General features: G+C 29.7%; 17 protein-coding genes and 1 pseudogene. All 18 read right to left on the bottom strand.

Annotation, left to right across the window (positions count from 1 at the left end; translation table 11 throughout):
- Positions 1 to 116: 116 nt before the first annotated feature.
- Positions 117 to 731: a hypothetical protein gene (locus tag Q0731_RS01930; protein ID WP_299059123.1), complete on the bottom strand. Its 615-nt coding sequence runs from the start codon at positions 729 to 731 to the stop codon at positions 117 to 119.
- Positions 732 to 798: 67 nt separating this feature from the next.
- A pseudogene (locus tag Q0731_RS01925) lies at positions 799 to 1,092 on the bottom strand (chondroitinase-B domain-containing protein); the annotation flags it as partial.
- Between the two features lie 138 nt (positions 1,093 to 1,230).
- Entirely contained in the window at positions 1,231 to 1,689 is a 459-nt protein-coding gene (locus Q0731_RS01920; RefSeq protein WP_299059121.1) for a 3-oxoacyl-ACP synthase, read from the bottom strand.
- Positions 1,670 to 2,209: a YceI family protein gene (locus Q0731_RS01915; RefSeq protein WP_299059120.1), complete on the bottom strand. Its 540-nt coding sequence runs from the start codon at positions 2,207 to 2,209 to the stop codon at positions 1,670 to 1,672. Before Q0731_RS01915 ends, Q0731_RS01920 begins: the two co-directional genes overlap by 20 nt.
- A 22-nt stretch (positions 2,210 to 2,231) precedes the next feature.
- Entirely contained in the window at positions 2,232 to 2,804 is a 573-nt protein-coding gene (locus Q0731_RS01910; protein ID WP_299059119.1) for a 4'-phosphopantetheinyl transferase superfamily protein, read from the bottom strand.
- Positions 2,797 to 3,048, bottom strand: coding sequence for a phosphopantetheine-binding protein (locus tag Q0731_RS01905; RefSeq protein ID WP_299059117.1), 252 nt, complete (start codon positions 3,046 to 3,048; stop codon positions 2,797 to 2,799). Before Q0731_RS01905 ends, Q0731_RS01910 begins: the two co-directional genes overlap by 8 nt.
- A gap of 355 nt (positions 3,049 to 3,403) precedes the next feature.
- Complete coding sequence (locus tag Q0731_RS01900; RefSeq protein ID WP_299059115.1) at positions 3,404 to 4,681, bottom strand: beta-ketoacyl-[acyl-carrier-protein] synthase family protein; 1,278 nt, start codon at positions 4,679 to 4,681, stop codon at positions 3,404 to 3,406.
- A gap of 122 nt (positions 4,682 to 4,803) precedes the next feature.
- The gene (locus Q0731_RS01895) at positions 4,804 to 5,244 is read right to left on the bottom strand and encodes a 3-hydroxyacyl-ACP dehydratase FabZ family protein (protein ID WP_299059113.1); all 441 of its coding nucleotides are present in this window, start codon (positions 5,242 to 5,244) and stop codon (positions 4,804 to 4,806) included.
- A gap of 55 nt (positions 5,245 to 5,299) precedes the next feature.
- Positions 5,300 to 6,352: a type III polyketide synthase gene (locus tag Q0731_RS01890; protein ID WP_299059112.1), complete on the bottom strand. Its 1,053-nt coding sequence runs from the start codon at positions 6,350 to 6,352 to the stop codon at positions 5,300 to 5,302.
- A gap of 146 nt (positions 6,353 to 6,498) precedes the next feature.
- Entirely contained in the window at positions 6,499 to 7,212 is a 714-nt protein-coding gene (locus Q0731_RS01885) for a methyltransferase domain-containing protein (protein WP_299059111.1), read from the bottom strand.
- Positions 7,212 to 8,378: an NAD(P)/FAD-dependent oxidoreductase gene (locus Q0731_RS01880; protein WP_299059109.1), complete on the bottom strand. Its 1,167-nt coding sequence runs from the start codon at positions 8,376 to 8,378 to the stop codon at positions 7,212 to 7,214. The genes Q0731_RS01885 and Q0731_RS01880 overlap by 1 nt, the downstream gene beginning before the upstream one ends.
- Positions 8,379 to 8,556: 178 nt before the next feature.
- Positions 8,557 to 9,639, bottom strand: coding sequence for a DNA polymerase IV (gene dinB, locus Q0731_RS01875; protein WP_299059107.1), 1,083 nt, complete (start codon positions 9,637 to 9,639; stop codon positions 8,557 to 8,559).
- A gap of 94 nt (positions 9,640 to 9,733) precedes the next feature.
- Positions 9,734 to 10,573, bottom strand: a complete 840-nt coding sequence (locus Q0731_RS01870) for an alpha/beta fold hydrolase (RefSeq protein WP_299059106.1) — start codon at positions 10,571 to 10,573, stop codon at positions 9,734 to 9,736.
- A 7-nt stretch (positions 10,574 to 10,580) separates the two neighbouring features.
- Positions 10,581 to 11,201, bottom strand: coding sequence for a LysE family transporter (locus tag Q0731_RS01865; RefSeq protein ID WP_299059105.1), 621 nt, complete (start codon positions 11,199 to 11,201; stop codon positions 10,581 to 10,583).
- Between the two features lie 78 nt (positions 11,202 to 11,279).
- Positions 11,280 to 12,308, bottom strand: a complete 1,029-nt coding sequence (locus Q0731_RS01860) for a Gfo/Idh/MocA family oxidoreductase (protein WP_299059104.1) — start codon at positions 12,306 to 12,308, stop codon at positions 11,280 to 11,282.
- 10 nt (positions 12,309 to 12,318) lie between these two features.
- Positions 12,319 to 13,587, bottom strand: coding sequence for an MFS transporter (locus Q0731_RS01855; protein ID WP_299059102.1), 1,269 nt, complete (start codon positions 13,585 to 13,587; stop codon positions 12,319 to 12,321).
- Positions 13,584 to 14,969 (bottom strand): four-carbon acid sugar kinase family protein, encoded by a 1,386-nt coding sequence (locus Q0731_RS01850; RefSeq protein WP_299059101.1) that lies wholly within the window; start codon positions 14,967 to 14,969, stop codon positions 13,584 to 13,586. Before Q0731_RS01850 ends, Q0731_RS01855 begins: the two co-directional genes overlap by 4 nt.
- Positions 14,969 to 15,610: a cyclase family protein gene (locus Q0731_RS01845; RefSeq protein WP_299059100.1), complete on the bottom strand. Its 642-nt coding sequence runs from the start codon at positions 15,608 to 15,610 to the stop codon at positions 14,969 to 14,971. Before Q0731_RS01845 ends, Q0731_RS01850 begins: the two co-directional genes overlap by 1 nt.

The following is a 15,610-nucleotide window of genomic DNA, read 5'->3' as shown; positions in this document are numbered from 1 at the left end:
TAATTATCAATAAGACCTTATTAATACTATGGTTTTTTAATTGATGCCCTTTATAGGTAGTAAGTTAGTTGAACGAATACGATATCGTAAATTATATTATTTTAGGTAAATTTTTATTATTTTTTTGATGTAACCAAACACTTGTTGTTTTTCCATTTTCCTTTTAAAGATTCTTTAGAAATAATTTGATCATCACAAGTTAAAAAATTGCCTTTGTCATCCTTTTTGATAATTCTCATATTCCCTTTTTTAATTGAATTTACAATTTTATAAATCAATTCTTTTCTAGTAATATTACTTCTTTTAAAAGTAAGTTTTAATCCTTCTTCATTGTTATGCAAATCCATTTCCGATGAAATTTCATCAGGCACAACTCCATCTTCTAATTGCATTTTTTTAAAAGTTAAATAGTTTCCTTTTTCATGTGCTTTTCCTAGAGAACGAGCAGCTTTTTCACCAATTTCTTGACGTAAACGTGCCATCCAATAAGCATGCCTAAAAGCATCTACTTGACCTCCAGCTCCATCACCATCTAATAATTTTGTTCTTTTAATAGAATCTGACACTTTATTAGTTTCTATAGATACTTTTAAAGATCTATTCGCTTTAAAAATATGGAAAAATATCCAAACTTTAGTAGGATTACTAATACTTGAAAAACCTTTAAATTTAGATTGAGAAAATGTTTGAAGTGTACATAACAATGTTAAAATAAATAGTGTTTTTTTCATTAAAAAGGATGTAAAATAGATTTGTATTTGCAAAAATAATACTTTCTTAATAAACCTTTTTAGAACTTTAGTTTTTAATAAATTTACTAAAATTACCTTTTATCAAATAAACACCTGATGAAAGATGCTCAATTGCTATTTTTTCTAATAATGAACTACTGGTATCTCTAAACTCAATAATGGGTTCTATTCTACTTCCACTAGAAACTAAGTTAGCAAGATTTTGAAAAACAAAACCATTAAAATGAATGTAACTTCCGCCTAAACTAATAGTAGAATTCCCTTTAATAAAAACCAATCCATCATTTTGTGCTTTAATAATAATAGGGTTTGTAGCCGTTCCGTTTTTATTGATACTAAGTTTTAGGTTGTTCTAAACTCCGTTTGATAAAATAATTTATGTACCAGCTAAAGCTGATCAAATTGCAGTTTGTAATTCTGTATTATTTGTTAAAACTGTTTGGGATTTTGTATTACAAATAAAAAGAGTGACTAAAATTTAAAAAATTTGATGAATATCAAATGTTTTTCCATTAAAAACAATGGATGAAGGAGCTTTTTTGCCCAATAAAAGTTTTCCTATGGGAGATGAAACCGAAATTGCAAAATATATTTTATTTAAAATTGTGATTTTTCCTGCAGAAATAGACAAAAAATAATTGATGGTATTTGTTTCAATAATACTTCCTAAATGTGCAATATTTGATATTTTAGAAATATCAATTCTAGTCAAAGTTTCTTTCATTTGTTTGATGCCAGAAAGTTGCTGACCCGCTTTTTCCATTTCTAATTGTAACATTGCTCTACCAGTTTCATGCTTATCACCAGCAGAACTTTTCGTTTCACTTTGCAATGCTTTTTGGTTTGATGAAATTACACTTTCAACATTTTGTAAACGATTGTTTACAAAACCTTCACATTCCTTAAAAAGGGCTTCTTTAATTTCTAGTTGCAACATATTTCATTGTAATATTTACATTTTTTGAAAGTACAAAACTATTGCCTCCAATATTAAAATCAGTTCTTTTTAAAGTAAAATTAGCTAAAAATACAAACCCCTTTTTTACTTGTTTAATTTCTAAAGGAACTGCTACTTTTTTAGGAATGCCTTTTATTGTTAAAGTACCTTTTAAAATATAATTAGATCTTGTATTTTTAGTTATTTCTGATGATTTAAAAATTATTTTTGGATATTTTTCAACATCAAAAAAGTCTGATTTTAATAAATGCTCATCTCTACTTTTAAAGTCTGTAAATATTGATGCAACATCAATTTCTGCATTGATAAAACTCTCTTTTATGTTTTCTGAATGAAAGTTACTACTAAATTTAAAATCGTTAAAGTTACCATCAACTAAAAGTCCAAAATTTTTAATTTTAAAGCTTATTGTAGATGCGTTTTTATCCTGAATTAATTCTTGCGAAAAATAGGCAAAAGTGCTAAAAAAGCATATTAAAAAAAAACAATTAAACTTCATATATTGTTTGAAATTTTAAAAATTAACTTGCTGCTGTAAATATAAAAGCTCCGTAATTTCCATGATGAGAAATTGAGCAAGAGTTGGTTAATAATTTTTCTTGATGATAAAAAAGTGGAGCACCAATAACTGTTTTTCTTTTTTCAATTTCTTCAAAAACGATTCCTTTTTTTTCTGAAAGTTTTAATTTTATATTATTTCCTATATTTTTTGGCAAATCAATTCCTAAAAATAATGTAGTGTTGTTTCCTAGTAAAATATCTGACGCAATTGTATGCACATAAAATTCATCTAAAAAAGAAGTCGTATAAAATTTACTATTTTCAAAAACAACAAACCCTTTTTCTTTTTCTAATAAAAAACACTCGAATTTTTGAGGTGCAAAAAAACGTTTTTCTACTTTTTGGGTGTAACATTTGTAAGCAGCTTCTTTCATGCTCCAGAATTGCCAAACTTTAAAAAACGGATTTTTAGAACACCAAATTTCTTGCTGTTCTTTTTGCGTAAATTGTTTTTCTAAAAACCCTTTTCTTTGCCAATTACTTTGAGTTTTAGCCAGTTTTAAATCTACAATATCATTGCCAATTCTAAGCATTCATTTTTGTTTGAATAATTTCAATGGTAGCTTTTACAGACAACATTTTTTCCATGGAATCATTATCTATTTCTATCTTAAACTCATCTTCTACATCTAAAATAATATCTACTAAGTTTGCCGAATTTATTTCTAAATCGTTTATAAAATCGGTCTCTTCAGACATGTTTTTAAAACCTTCTTCATTTTGAATGTAAGGCTTTACAATAGTTGTTAATTTTACTATGATTTGTTCTTTATTCATTTTACGACTCTTTTATTCTTATACGAAATACTCATAACACTTCGACATGCTCAGTGTGACATTTCAAATTTTAATTGTGTTTTAAGTAATCTTAAAAATAGTTAAATTCTAAGTTCATCTTTCTTAAAACTAACTATCAAATACAATTCATACTAACAATGAATGTCAGTCAGAGCTTGTCGAAGACTTTTTCAGATATATGCTGTATTGCACTTCGACAAGCTCAGTGTGACATTTCGAATTTTAATTGTTTTTTAGCTAACCTTAAAAATAGTTAAATTTAAATTCATCACTCTTATAACTAGATATCAAATACAATTCATACTAACAATGTCTGTCTGAGCTTGTCGAAGACTTATTCTAAATATTTCTTAAAGATAACACAACCATTAACATCACCAAAACCAAAACTTGCTTTTGCTAAAATATGAATGTCTTTTTCAATCATTTTTGTTGGAATTTTATCCGAAGAAATCAATGCTAAAATTTCTGGATGCACATCTTCACAATTGATATTCGGAAAAACAAATTGTTCTTTAATTTGCAAAACTGAAGCAACACATTCAACTGCACCAGAAGCAGCTAAACAATGACCAACCATAGATTTTAAAGAATTAATTAATGGAAAATTATTGCCTTTTCTTTGTAATGCTTTGGTCCAGTTTTCTATTTCTAAAGCGTCTTTAGAAGTTGCTGTTAAATGCCCATTAATCAAATCAATTTCATCAGCAGAAATATTGGCATTTAAAATTGCATCTGTAATACATTTCTGCACAGCTTCAGCATTTGGAGCTGTTAGTGTTCCTCCATTTCTTTGTCCGCCAGAATTAATATTTCCACCCAAAACCTCTGCATAAATAGTTGCATTTCTTGCTAAAGCAGTTTCTAAAGATTCTAAAACTAAGGCTCCTGCACCACTTCCAGGAACAAAACCTGCAGCTGTTTCAGACATGGGTCTAGAGCCTTTTTCTGGACTCTCATTATGCTTATAACTCATTACTCTCATGGCATCAAAACCACCCCAAGTATACAAACTACTATCGCTAGAACTCCCAACCAACATTCGTTTTGCTTTTCCGTTTTTAATACGTTCAAATCCCATTAACAAAGCTTCTGTTCCTGTTGTACAAGCAGATGAATTTGTAGTGACTTGATTGCCCAAACCTAAAATTCCGCCCAAATAAGCAGAAATTCCACTTGCCATTGTTTGCACTACAGAAGTGCTTCCTAAACGTCTTACATTTTGATCGTCGATTTTATAAATCGATTCTCTAAATTTTTCAATTCCAGAAGTTCCTGTCCCAAAAATTAAACCAGCATCGTAATCTAATGCTGAGTTTTCATCCACAGAAAAACCAGCATCTTTCCAAGCATCTATTCCTGCCATACAACCATATAAAATGCTTGTACTATTAAAACCTCTTAGTTGCAAAGGTGTTAAATATTCCTGTTTTTTTTCTTCGGATATTTCTGGGATTCCTCCAATACAACAAGAAAAACCTTTGTCTTTTAAATTTTGATGAAAGGTAATACCAGATGTACCAGATTTGATGGCATTTGTAAATGCTGCTAAACCAACGCCATTTGGCGATACAACTCCTAAACCTGTTATTACGACTCTTTTTTTAGACATGGACCTCTTTTTTTGACACAGATTTTCACTGATACATATTAATATTTATCCGTTTTTTTAAAGACGAATTTCACAAATCTCATCATTGAAACTCTGTATGATTTTTTAAATTTATCTAATTACTAAATCACTAACATTCCAGCAATAGTTCCTCTACAAACCAACTCGTTTTTAGAGTTTATCATCTTTACATTGCATTTTAATTTATTGAATCTAAAATACACTCTTTCTGAAACAACTGTCACTTTTTCATTTGGGTTAACAGGCAAATAAAAATCGATATTATTAGAAGTTAAAGCAATTTTTGTTGTTTTTCCTTCGGATAAAATAGCGTCTTTTAACAAATAAATACCTAAACAAACCACACCAATTTGTGCCATAGTTTCAGTTAAAATAACCCCTGGAGTTATAGGGTTATCTTTAAAATGACCTTCGTAAAAAAACTCGTTTTCTTTAAAGGTATAATTTCCTGTAACTCCGTTTTCTGATATTTCTGTGATTTCATCAACAAACAAAAAAGGTTTTTGATAAGGGAGATTTTTTATGATTTGTTTTTGATTCATTTGTTGAGTTTAAAAGGCCTCACAGGTTTTAAAAACCTGTGAGGTCTTAAATCCGTTACCATTCCAATAAAATTCTTTGAGCAGAAAAACCTGGGCCAAAACTTAGCATAATTCCACGTTCTCCTTTTGCAGGGTTTCTGTCCATAAATCTTTCTAAAACATATAAAACAGTGGCACTAGACATATTGCCATACAAACGTAAAACCTCTTTTGTGTCGTTTATATTTTTGCCTAATTTACCAAATAAATCTTCTACAGTTTGTACAATTTTTTTACCTCCAGGATGAAAAATTAGGTGGTCAATATCATCAATACTCAACTTATTTTTTTCTAAAAAAGGATGAATAATTTTTGGAAAATGGTCTGCAATTTTCTGCGGAACTTCCTTGTCTAAAATCATTTGTAAACCTGTATTTACCAACTTAAAACCCATCATAGAAGTGGCATCATAAAAATGATACATTGCTTCGTCTATTATTGTAGGCCCCTTATCTTCTTCATAAGAAGACAAAATAACTGTAGATGCTCCATCGCCAAAAATAGCGGCACTTACAATATTTGTCATCGAAAAATCGTCTAACTGAAACGTTGCAGTTGGTGCTTCTACTGCAATTACTGCTGCTCTTTTATTTGGGTTTGCTTTTAAGAAATTCTTCGCGTAAATAATGCCAGAAACTCCTGCTGCACATCCCATTTCTGTTACAGGCAAACGCACAATATCTTGTTTCATTTGCAAAGAATTAATCAAATAAGCATCTACAGAAGGAATCATAATTCCTGTGCAACTTACAGTAATTATATAATCAATATCTGTTGCTTTTAAATTGGCTTTTTCTAAAGATTTCTTCAATGATTTTTCTGCCAATTGAACAACTTCTCTTGCATAAATATCATTTTTTTCTTCAAAAGAAGTAGCTGTAAAAACTTCTTCTGGATCCATAATAGAGTAGCGTTTATCTACTGCTGCTCCTTCAAAAAGTTTGATTACTTTTCTTTGAAAACGATCTTCTTGTCCTTGCATCCATAATTTTACAAAGGGTATAATATCTTTGGTTTCTCTATAATATTTTGGAAGCTGTTTTGCTACGGATGTTATTTTTACTTTCATATGTTTTGTTATTTCACAGAGAATCACAGAGTTTTTTCGCAGAGTTTCTAAGAGGTTTTTTAGACACGGATTTCACTGATTTTCACAGATGCTTGTAATTTATATTACTTTAGTTTAGTTCAACTTTGAATTAAAAACTTAAAATTTTAAACTTTTTTAAGAATCCATTGCCAACGAAAAGCCCATTTCCAAGAAATTTGAGGTTTTACTTTTAATTTATTGGATATTACTTCTAAATCTTTTCTTTTAAATCCTCTTAAAACAGAAATTAATCCATCGTTAATAATCATTTTATTACTGATAAAAACGGATAATAATTTAAACAAATAATAGGCTAATTTGTGTCTATGCAAATCGTTTACAATAACTGCTTTTTTAGTTTGATTTAAAGTTTTCTCTAGAAAAGTAACTAATGGTTTTTCTTTAAAATGATGAAAAAATAAGGTGGCTAAAACCACATCAAATTTTCGTTTTTTAAAAGCATCAGAAAAAATGTCTTCTACCATAAAAGATATTTCTGGATATGCTTTAGATAATTCATTAGCATATGCTATTGCAGTTGGGTTTGCATCAAAACCAATCAACTTGAATTTGTACCCATTTTTTTTGCCAAACTTGGCAACATCTCTTAAAATATCTCCATGTCCACAACCCAAATCTGCAATTATTATTTCTTGTTCTTTTGGATGGTTTTTTAATACTTTTTTAAGCGAATTAACAGTTACTAAATTACCACCCAACCACCTGTTTATATTTTCTAATTTGTCTAAAACATCACGCAATAAATCGCCACCAATAGAAAAATCGTCCATCATTTCTTCTTGGTCAGATCTTTTGGTAGTATCTACTAAAAAAGGCATTATATTTTCATCGGTTTTCCGTGTGTAAATTTTATAATTATTGGTAATAAAAAGGGCAATTTCTTTAAAATTTGCAACAAAATAGATGCTATTTTATCTTTTCTAAATAACATTGCTATAAAATGACCTGCTTTTAAACGCAAACTAAATTTTTTATTCCATTGTCTAATATATTGCTTTTCAAGTTCGTTTCTCGAGTCAATTTTACCATTTAAGTAATTTAGAATGAGTTTAGATGCCATTTGTGCAGATTGTATTGCCATGCTCATTCCATTTCCACAAAGTGGATGAATCATTCCTGCTGCATCACCAGACATTAAAACATGGTTTTCTACTGGCTTTTTGGTTTCAAAAGAAATCTGACTTATAGAAAGTGGTTTGTCCCAAATTGGGTTAGAGTTTTTAAATATTTCTTTTAAAAACCTATTTTTAAAAACTACTTTTTCTTGAAAATCTTCTATATTCTTATACTCCTTAAAAACTGAATAGTTTGTAATATAACACAAGTTAATGGCATTATTTTCTACTTTAGAAACGCCACAATAACCGCCTTTAAAATTATGAAGTGCCACTAAATCTCTAGGAAACTCTCCTTTTACATGAATTTTTACACCTAAATAAGGCGATTTTTTTTGGATAAAACTACGTTCCATTTTTACATCTAATAAACTACGTTTGCCAAAAGCACCAATAGCTATTTTTGATGTAAAAGTTTTATTTTCTTTTGTTTCAATTGTAAAAAGTGCATCTGAAAAATTGATATTTAAAACCGAATCTTGTAAAATTATTACGCTGTTTTCTATGGCTTTTTCTGATAAAACCAAATCTAATTGAAAACGAGAAATTCCAAATCCGCCCAAAGGTAATTTTGCAGAAATTAACTTATTTTTTGTGGTTGATAACTGAAAATTATCAATTTTTACTGCTCCAAAATCAAAAGGATTAATGTCTAAAAAATCTAAATAAGGCAATACTTCATTAGAAATATATTCTCCACAAACTTTGTGTTTTGGATAGCTATTTTTTTCTATTAACAAAACACGTTTACCAAATTTTGATAAATGAATTGCATTGCAAAGACCAGCTAAACCTCCACCAATTATAATTACATCAAAAGCAACTAAGTTGCTCTTATCATTAATATCTCTGTAAGAAGGGCTTTTCATTCTAATCTATTAATTTATAAAGATTCTTTTGAAAACAAACACTGTTTTCTGTATCTACCTATTGACCGTAATTTTCAATCACTTTATAACCACATTTATTATAGAAACTAACTGTATTTGCTTGTCTTTTTCCTGTTTTAAGAACCCAATTCTGTAAAATACAAAAAGACGCTTAGCGTCAAAACTCAAATTGTAATTGCACCCAAACAGGTTCTTTAATTTCTGTATTTAAATTACCAAAAGACAAGCCCAACAAACGTACAGAATTTGGAATTTTATCTTGAAATAACAACTCTTTTACCAAAGGAAAAAACTCTTTTTTTGTTTGCATAAAATTCGTTTTTGTTTTACTTCTTGTCTGTTGTGTAAAATCAGAATATTTAATTTTTAGCGTAATGGTTTTTCCTTTTGTATCAGACTTTATCATGCGTCTTTCTAATTCATCAGCAATTTTATCTAACTTTTCAATCATAAAAATTTCCGAAGAAATATTTTCCATAAACGTTCTTTCTGCAGCAACAGATTTTCTAATTCTATTAGGTTTTACTGGGCTATTATGAATTCCACGAACAATATTGTAATAATGCGTTCCAGATTTTCCAAACAATTTTACCAATTCTTCTAAAGTTTTCTTTTTTAAGTCATTGCCAACAAAAACACCCAAATTATACATTTTTGCAGCGGTAACTTTACCAACTCCATAAAATTTATTGACTGGCAAATCTTCCAAAAACTGCAAAACTTCCTCTGGATGCACTGTTTTTTGTCCATTGGGTTTGTTAATATCCGAAGCTACTTTTGCAATAAATTTATTAATCGAAATACCAGCAGATGCTCTTAATCCAGTTTCATCATAAATTTTTTTACGAATTTCTCGGGCAATATCATTTGCAGACGGATTTCCTTTTTTATTTTCTGTAACATCTAAATACGCTTCATCCAAAGAAAGTGGCTCAACCAAATCTGTATATTCAAAAAATATTTCTCTAACTTTTGCTGATATTTCTTTGTAACGAGCAAAATTACTATCAACAAAAATTAAATGAGGACATTTTTTCTTTGCCAATACATTGCTCATAGCAGATTTTACGCCGAATTTTCTAGCTTCATAACTTGCAGCAGAAACAACCCCTCTATCTCCTCCACCTCCAACAGCAATGGCTTTTCCCCTTAATTCAGGGTTGTCTAATTCTGCTACAGATGCATAAAAAGCATCCATATCTACATGAATTATTTTTCTAAAAGGAGGTTGTAATTCCATGTTTCGAAAATACGGAAAAGAACTTATTTGTCATAGCTAAGAACAAAGCAATCTGTTTATTATCTTGAGATTGATTAGTTCCTCAAAATAACAATTAATTTAAAAAAAGAATACAAATTTGAGTGACTTCATCTAATTCTTTAGACATATTTTCTTGTTCCCAAGGATGAGAAACATTAAAAACATGATTGGCATTTTTAATAATTGTAAACGCACTTTTTGGATTCCAACGATGTAATTTTTCTGCCTCGTTAACTAAAACAGAAGTATCTTGATCTCCATGAATTATTAAATTCGGAATTTGTAAGTTTTGAGTCGCTTTTTGAATATTTAAACGATGCTCATTTTTTTCAAAATCTGTATAAAACTGATAAAAATGTGGCATTTCTTGATGTGTTCTTCCGTTTTTAACAAAATAAACGCCTTTTTCTTTCCACTCTTTTAGAGCTGTTTCTTTTGGAAATCTGCTCTTATAATCAGAAACTCCTGCCAAAGTAATAACTTTTTTTATGCGTTTATCTTCATTCGATTTTAACAACACAATGCCTCCACCTCTGCTATGACCAATCAATGAAATATGATTTAAATCAACTTCATTGTTAAATTTTTCTTCGGATGAAAACCAATCTAAAACACTCTCTAAATCGTCTAATTCTTTGGTATAGTTGTTATTTCCAAAAGCTTCTAAATCTGGAAAATCAATTGGGTTTTTTGCAGTTCCACCATTGTGAGAAAAATTGAATTTTACAAAGAAAAATCCTGCTTTTGCAAACGCTTTAGCCATTAAATTCCAAGCACCCCAATCTTTAAAACCTTTGTAACCATGACAAAAAACAATTACTTTTTTGGGTTGATGATTTTCTTTGTAAAAAACATCGGTTACAATGGGTTTTTGGTGTTTTCCCTCAATAATAAAATTTTTAATAATTTTCATTTTCTCTTTAAAAAAATAATTTAACTACTGTAAAAACAGCTACAAAACCTGTTAATATAGATAATATTATATTAATATCCTTTGTTAATTTCCCTGTTTTTTGTTGAATCCATTTAGCATATTTACCATAAAAGAAAAGGATATAAAATGTACCAATAAAAGAACCCAAAGTAAAAAACAAGACAGAAATAACATCAAAATTAAATAAATCAAAAGCTTGTAACGTAATGATAGTTCCGCTAAAAAAAGGAATGGCAAACATGTTTAAAAGCGACAATGTAATTCCTATTAAAAAAGGGTTTTTATCTTCAGATGGTAATCCATCAAACTTAATTTTACTTTTTTTAGATTCTTTATAAAAATAGTATGATAATAAAATGAAAATAACTATTCCTGCTTTTTCTAAAGTTTCTAAAATTGTAGGATTCTTAGCAATATATTTAGTTACAAAAATGGCAATCATAACCTGTGGAATTGCCATAATTGAAACACCTAAAGCATATTTTTTATTGGCAATTAATCCTTTTTCTAAACTTATTTTTAAAGCAGTCATATTTAACATACTTGGAGTAATAGATCCTACAAAGGAAAAGAAAAATCCGAAGAAAACAAGTGAAATAAAAATCAATATATACTATTTGAAAAACAAATATAGTACAATTTCAACAGCAATAAATTGGTTAAAAAAACTTAGTTTTAAATATCGTTAGCTAATGTTTACAGGAAGCTTTGTTTGATTAGATTGATAAACGGCATCTTGCACAATAATATTATCTAAATAATCTTGAACATCCGTTTCAAAAGGTTTTCCAGAACGCAAACAATCTACAAAATGTACTTGTGTATTGTACACACAATCTCCTGCAAAGTTTATTTTTTCAAAAGCATAGTCGTGTTTTTCTTCTTTTTCTCCTAATTTTTGGATTCTAATTGTACCATCATCAAACAAACGGATTGTGCCTTTATTGCCATCTAAACAGATGTTACCAAAAGTTAATCTTGGGTCTTCACTTGTGTTTTCGTTAAAACGATTGGCATCTAAAAAGCCTAATGTTCCGTTTGAAAATTCAAATTGCACCCAAGCAAAATCTTCACCTTTTATATTAGAGTTTAAGGTTCTTAATTTTGAATACACTTGAGAAATATCACCCATTAAATAGCGAAAAACATCTATAAAATGTACACCTGTTTCATAAATTAACAATTGAGGCATTTCTCTAAAATAGGGTTGGCGATTCATATACGCATCTTCTTGCCAACCATCTCCTGTTCGCATTCTTAAATTAATGCTGTGAATTTTATCGCCAATAACATTCGCATCTAAAAGTTTTTTAATTTCTCTGTGCCAAGGCTGAAATCTAAAATTTTCGTGCACCATCATTCTAATTCCAGAATCTTTAATTGCTTTTGCTAAAGCCACTGATTCTTTAAAAGTAGGTGCTAATGGTTTTTGGCAAATAATATCAATATTGTGTTTTATAGCAATATTACAAAACAAAGAATGTGTTTCAGGTGGTGTAATAATATCAACAAAATCGGGCTTTTCTGCAATAAGCATTTCCTCAAAACTATCATAAGCTTTTAGAATGCCAAATTGATCACAAATGGCTTGTGCTTTTTCCATTCTTCTGCTAGAAACCGCAACAATTTCTACGTTTTTCATTCTGTTCCAAGCTTCATATTGAAACTGACTAAAATAGCCTGTACCTACTGCAACACCTCTTAATTTTTTCATTGTACTTCTTTTAATATTCAGAAAAATGTTTGTGTGGTTTCATTTGAAGCCATAAGAAAATAGCAATTACATTTAAGACAGCTCCCACTATAAAAAATAAATTTGTATTTCCGGTCCAAGATAGTAAATATGGAAAAATTAATGCTGTAATAAATGCTCCAATGTTACCTGCCATATTCATTGTTCCAGAAACTGCACCTGAATGTTCTTTACCAATATCCGCACAAAATGCCCAAGAAGAAGGCAGGGTCATATCTGCACCAAAAATAGCAATACTTAAAAATGCTATTGCACTTACTGCAGTATCCATATAAATACTACCAATTAAACCAATTGCAGCAAATGCAAATCCAATAGCTGCAGGAATTACTCTCGATTTTTTCCAGTAACCTTTTCTAAAAATATAATCTCCTAAAGCTCCTGAAAACCAGTTTCCTAACGCACCAAAAATTAACGGAATAGAAGTATAAAAACCTGCCTCTAAAGTATTTAAACCATATTCTGTTTTTACGTGAGGAAATAGCCAAGTTAAAGCAAAGAAAAATGTAAAATTACTGCAGAAATATTGGCCCATTGCAAACCACATGTTTTTAGATTTTATAAGTAATCCAAAGTGTATTTTTTCTTTAGCAACGTCTGTTTTTCTTTCTTGTCTATGTGCTAAAATAAAATCTTTTTCTTCTTGTGAAAGTGCTGCATGATTTTCTGGATTGTCTCTAAAAAAAACATACCAAGCTATTGCCCAAAGTACACCAACAATTCCCATAATTAAAAAGGACGCTCTCCATCCAAAACTGTCAATCATCCAAACCACTAAAGGCAACGCAAAGGCAGCTCCTAATCTTGATCCAGAAAAATTTATACCCGTTACTAAGCCTCTTTCTTTTAACGGAATCCAGTTGTAAATAGTTCTTGTCATACCAGGAAAGGCACCTGCTTCTCCTGCTCCAAATAGAAAACGAACAATTAATAAAGAAATAAAATTCCAAGCATACCCAGTTAAGGCTGTAAAAATAGACCAAATAGTTACAATACTTGCCAATACTTTTCTTGGTCCTAGTCTGTCTGCCAACATTCCTGATGGTGTTTGAAAAAATGCATAACCCAAAGAAAAAATGGCCAATACCCAACCCATTTGTTTGTCTGATAAACTCAAGGCTTCAGAAATAGGGTCTTTGGCAACAGAAATACAAATACGATCTACATACAATAATAATGCTAATAGAAAAGTACCAGTTACCATTAGATAACGTTTTGGGAAATAGCTCTGTTTTTTCATTTTAAAAGTTTAGTTAGTTGATATAATGCTTGGTTATCTCCCACATTACCAGGAAAAATAATATATGGCATATTTGGAAACTTAGTTTCACTATCTAATTTCCAAACTGGTACACCTTTTAAGGCTTGACCTATTACATAAGCTCTTTTTACATTTAGGCCTTTTGTAGCAACATCACTAGAAGTAATTCCTCCTTTTGCTACAATATATTTAGGTTGTGTTTTAAGTTGTTTAATAATTTCAATTACACCATTTGAAACTCGATTTACAATCGCTAAACTTTCTGCTTTTGTTTCTCCTTTAATAATAGTTCTGCTGGTATGAAATACTACGTTTTTATTTTCTTTTAAATGTTGATTTACTTTATTAGATAATTGATTGATGTCTTTTTGAAAAAGTACATCATTTTTTACGTTAGATACATTCAGTTCTAAAAAAACAGCTTCAGAATGTTGTTTTAAAACTGCTAATTGTGCTGTAGTTTTTGGCACATAAGACCCAATTACAATTAACGAACCTCCTTTTTTTTGATTGATTAAAATTTCTTCTTTTGATAAACAATCTTTGGCTGCAATACCTGTAATAGCATTAACAAATGATGCTGATGTTCTTAACAAAAAAGATTCTTTACTTCTTAAAATTGCGATTGCAACTGCTTCTAAATCAGAATAACTTGTTGCATTTACAACAATATGTGATTTGTTGGGAGACTCTATCTTTTCAATGATTTCTTCTGTAGATTTTGTTCTTAAAGATGTTATTGAAAGACTTTCAATTGCGTCTTTATCAATATTTCCTTCGTATTTCTCTACAATCCAGTCTATTAAATTAGCATTTTTGTAGCCAAATGTATTGTCTTTTGCAAACGGTGTTTCATTGGCAGGAATAAAATTGTCTGCCTCTTTAACATAATGAACATTATTAAATGTATAACGTCCACCTTCAAAAAAAGCTGGTGCGAGAATGTGTTTTGCATTTGGAGTTTCTAATCCTTTTGCAAGTGCATCAACTTCGTTGGGATAATGACCTCTTAAAGTTGAGTCTCCTCTGCTAATTAAAATGAGTTGTTTGTTATGTTTTTTGGAAAGTATTTTTAGTTTAGAGCCCAATAATTCTGCTAAATCATTTGCTTCTTTTATTTGTAAACTTCTAGAATTTGTTAAAATAAAAAAAACAGGACTGTTAATAATTTCATTTTCTAAAACTGATGATTTCCAACTGGTAACAACAGGTACATTATACACGGTTTGTGTGCCTGTAGGATCATCATCTAAGATAACAATAGTTTTAGGCGTTGTTATAATTTCTTTTTGTATTTCTTCTAAGAAACCTTTGTGATTGTTTCCAGATTCTATAGATGATATGATGTTGTTTTTTAGCATTAAAAATCTTGTAAAGCAATTGCTCTTGTTGGAGATCCATCTCCTCCTTCAATTTTTAAAGGCAACGCGATTAAAGTAACTTTTGTTTTGGTAATTTGTTCTAAATTACACAAACCTTCAACAATAATAATATCGTTTTTCATTAAAATATGATGAATTTCTGTAACCTCATCAATATTATTAACATCAGCTACAGATGGTGGTTCTACTCCTAAAATATTTACTTTTTTTTCTCCTAACCAATTTGCCAATTCTGAGCTGATTCTTGGTAAATCATTTCTGTAAGCACTTGTGCCCACTTTTTTACTCCAACCTGTATGTAAAATTATACTTTGTCCTGCTTTAAAGTCATCAGTAATAACATCTAAATGCGATATTAAGATTTCTTCTTTGGGTTTTATATGTGTAAGATTTACTACCCAAGCTTCACTAATTAATCGTTCTGTAGGTAGTTTATCTATGGTTTGGTCATTGACTCCAAAATGCAATGGAGCATCCATATGAGTCCCACTATGTGAGTATAAATTTAATGTGGTTGCATTCCAACCATCAACAGATAAAGTTTTAGCAGGGGTAATAGTAACACCACCCATCTTATTGTTGATGGGCAGCGTTAAATCAATTATTTTTTTATTAAACAT

Origin of the sequence: uncultured Polaribacter sp., assembly GCF_947497695.1 — a bacterium.
GTDB lineage: Bacteria > Bacteroidota > Bacteroidia > Flavobacteriales > Flavobacteriaceae > Polaribacter.
Note: the sequence above shows the minus strand (reverse complement) of the source record. Positions and strands in the feature narration are given on the sequence as shown.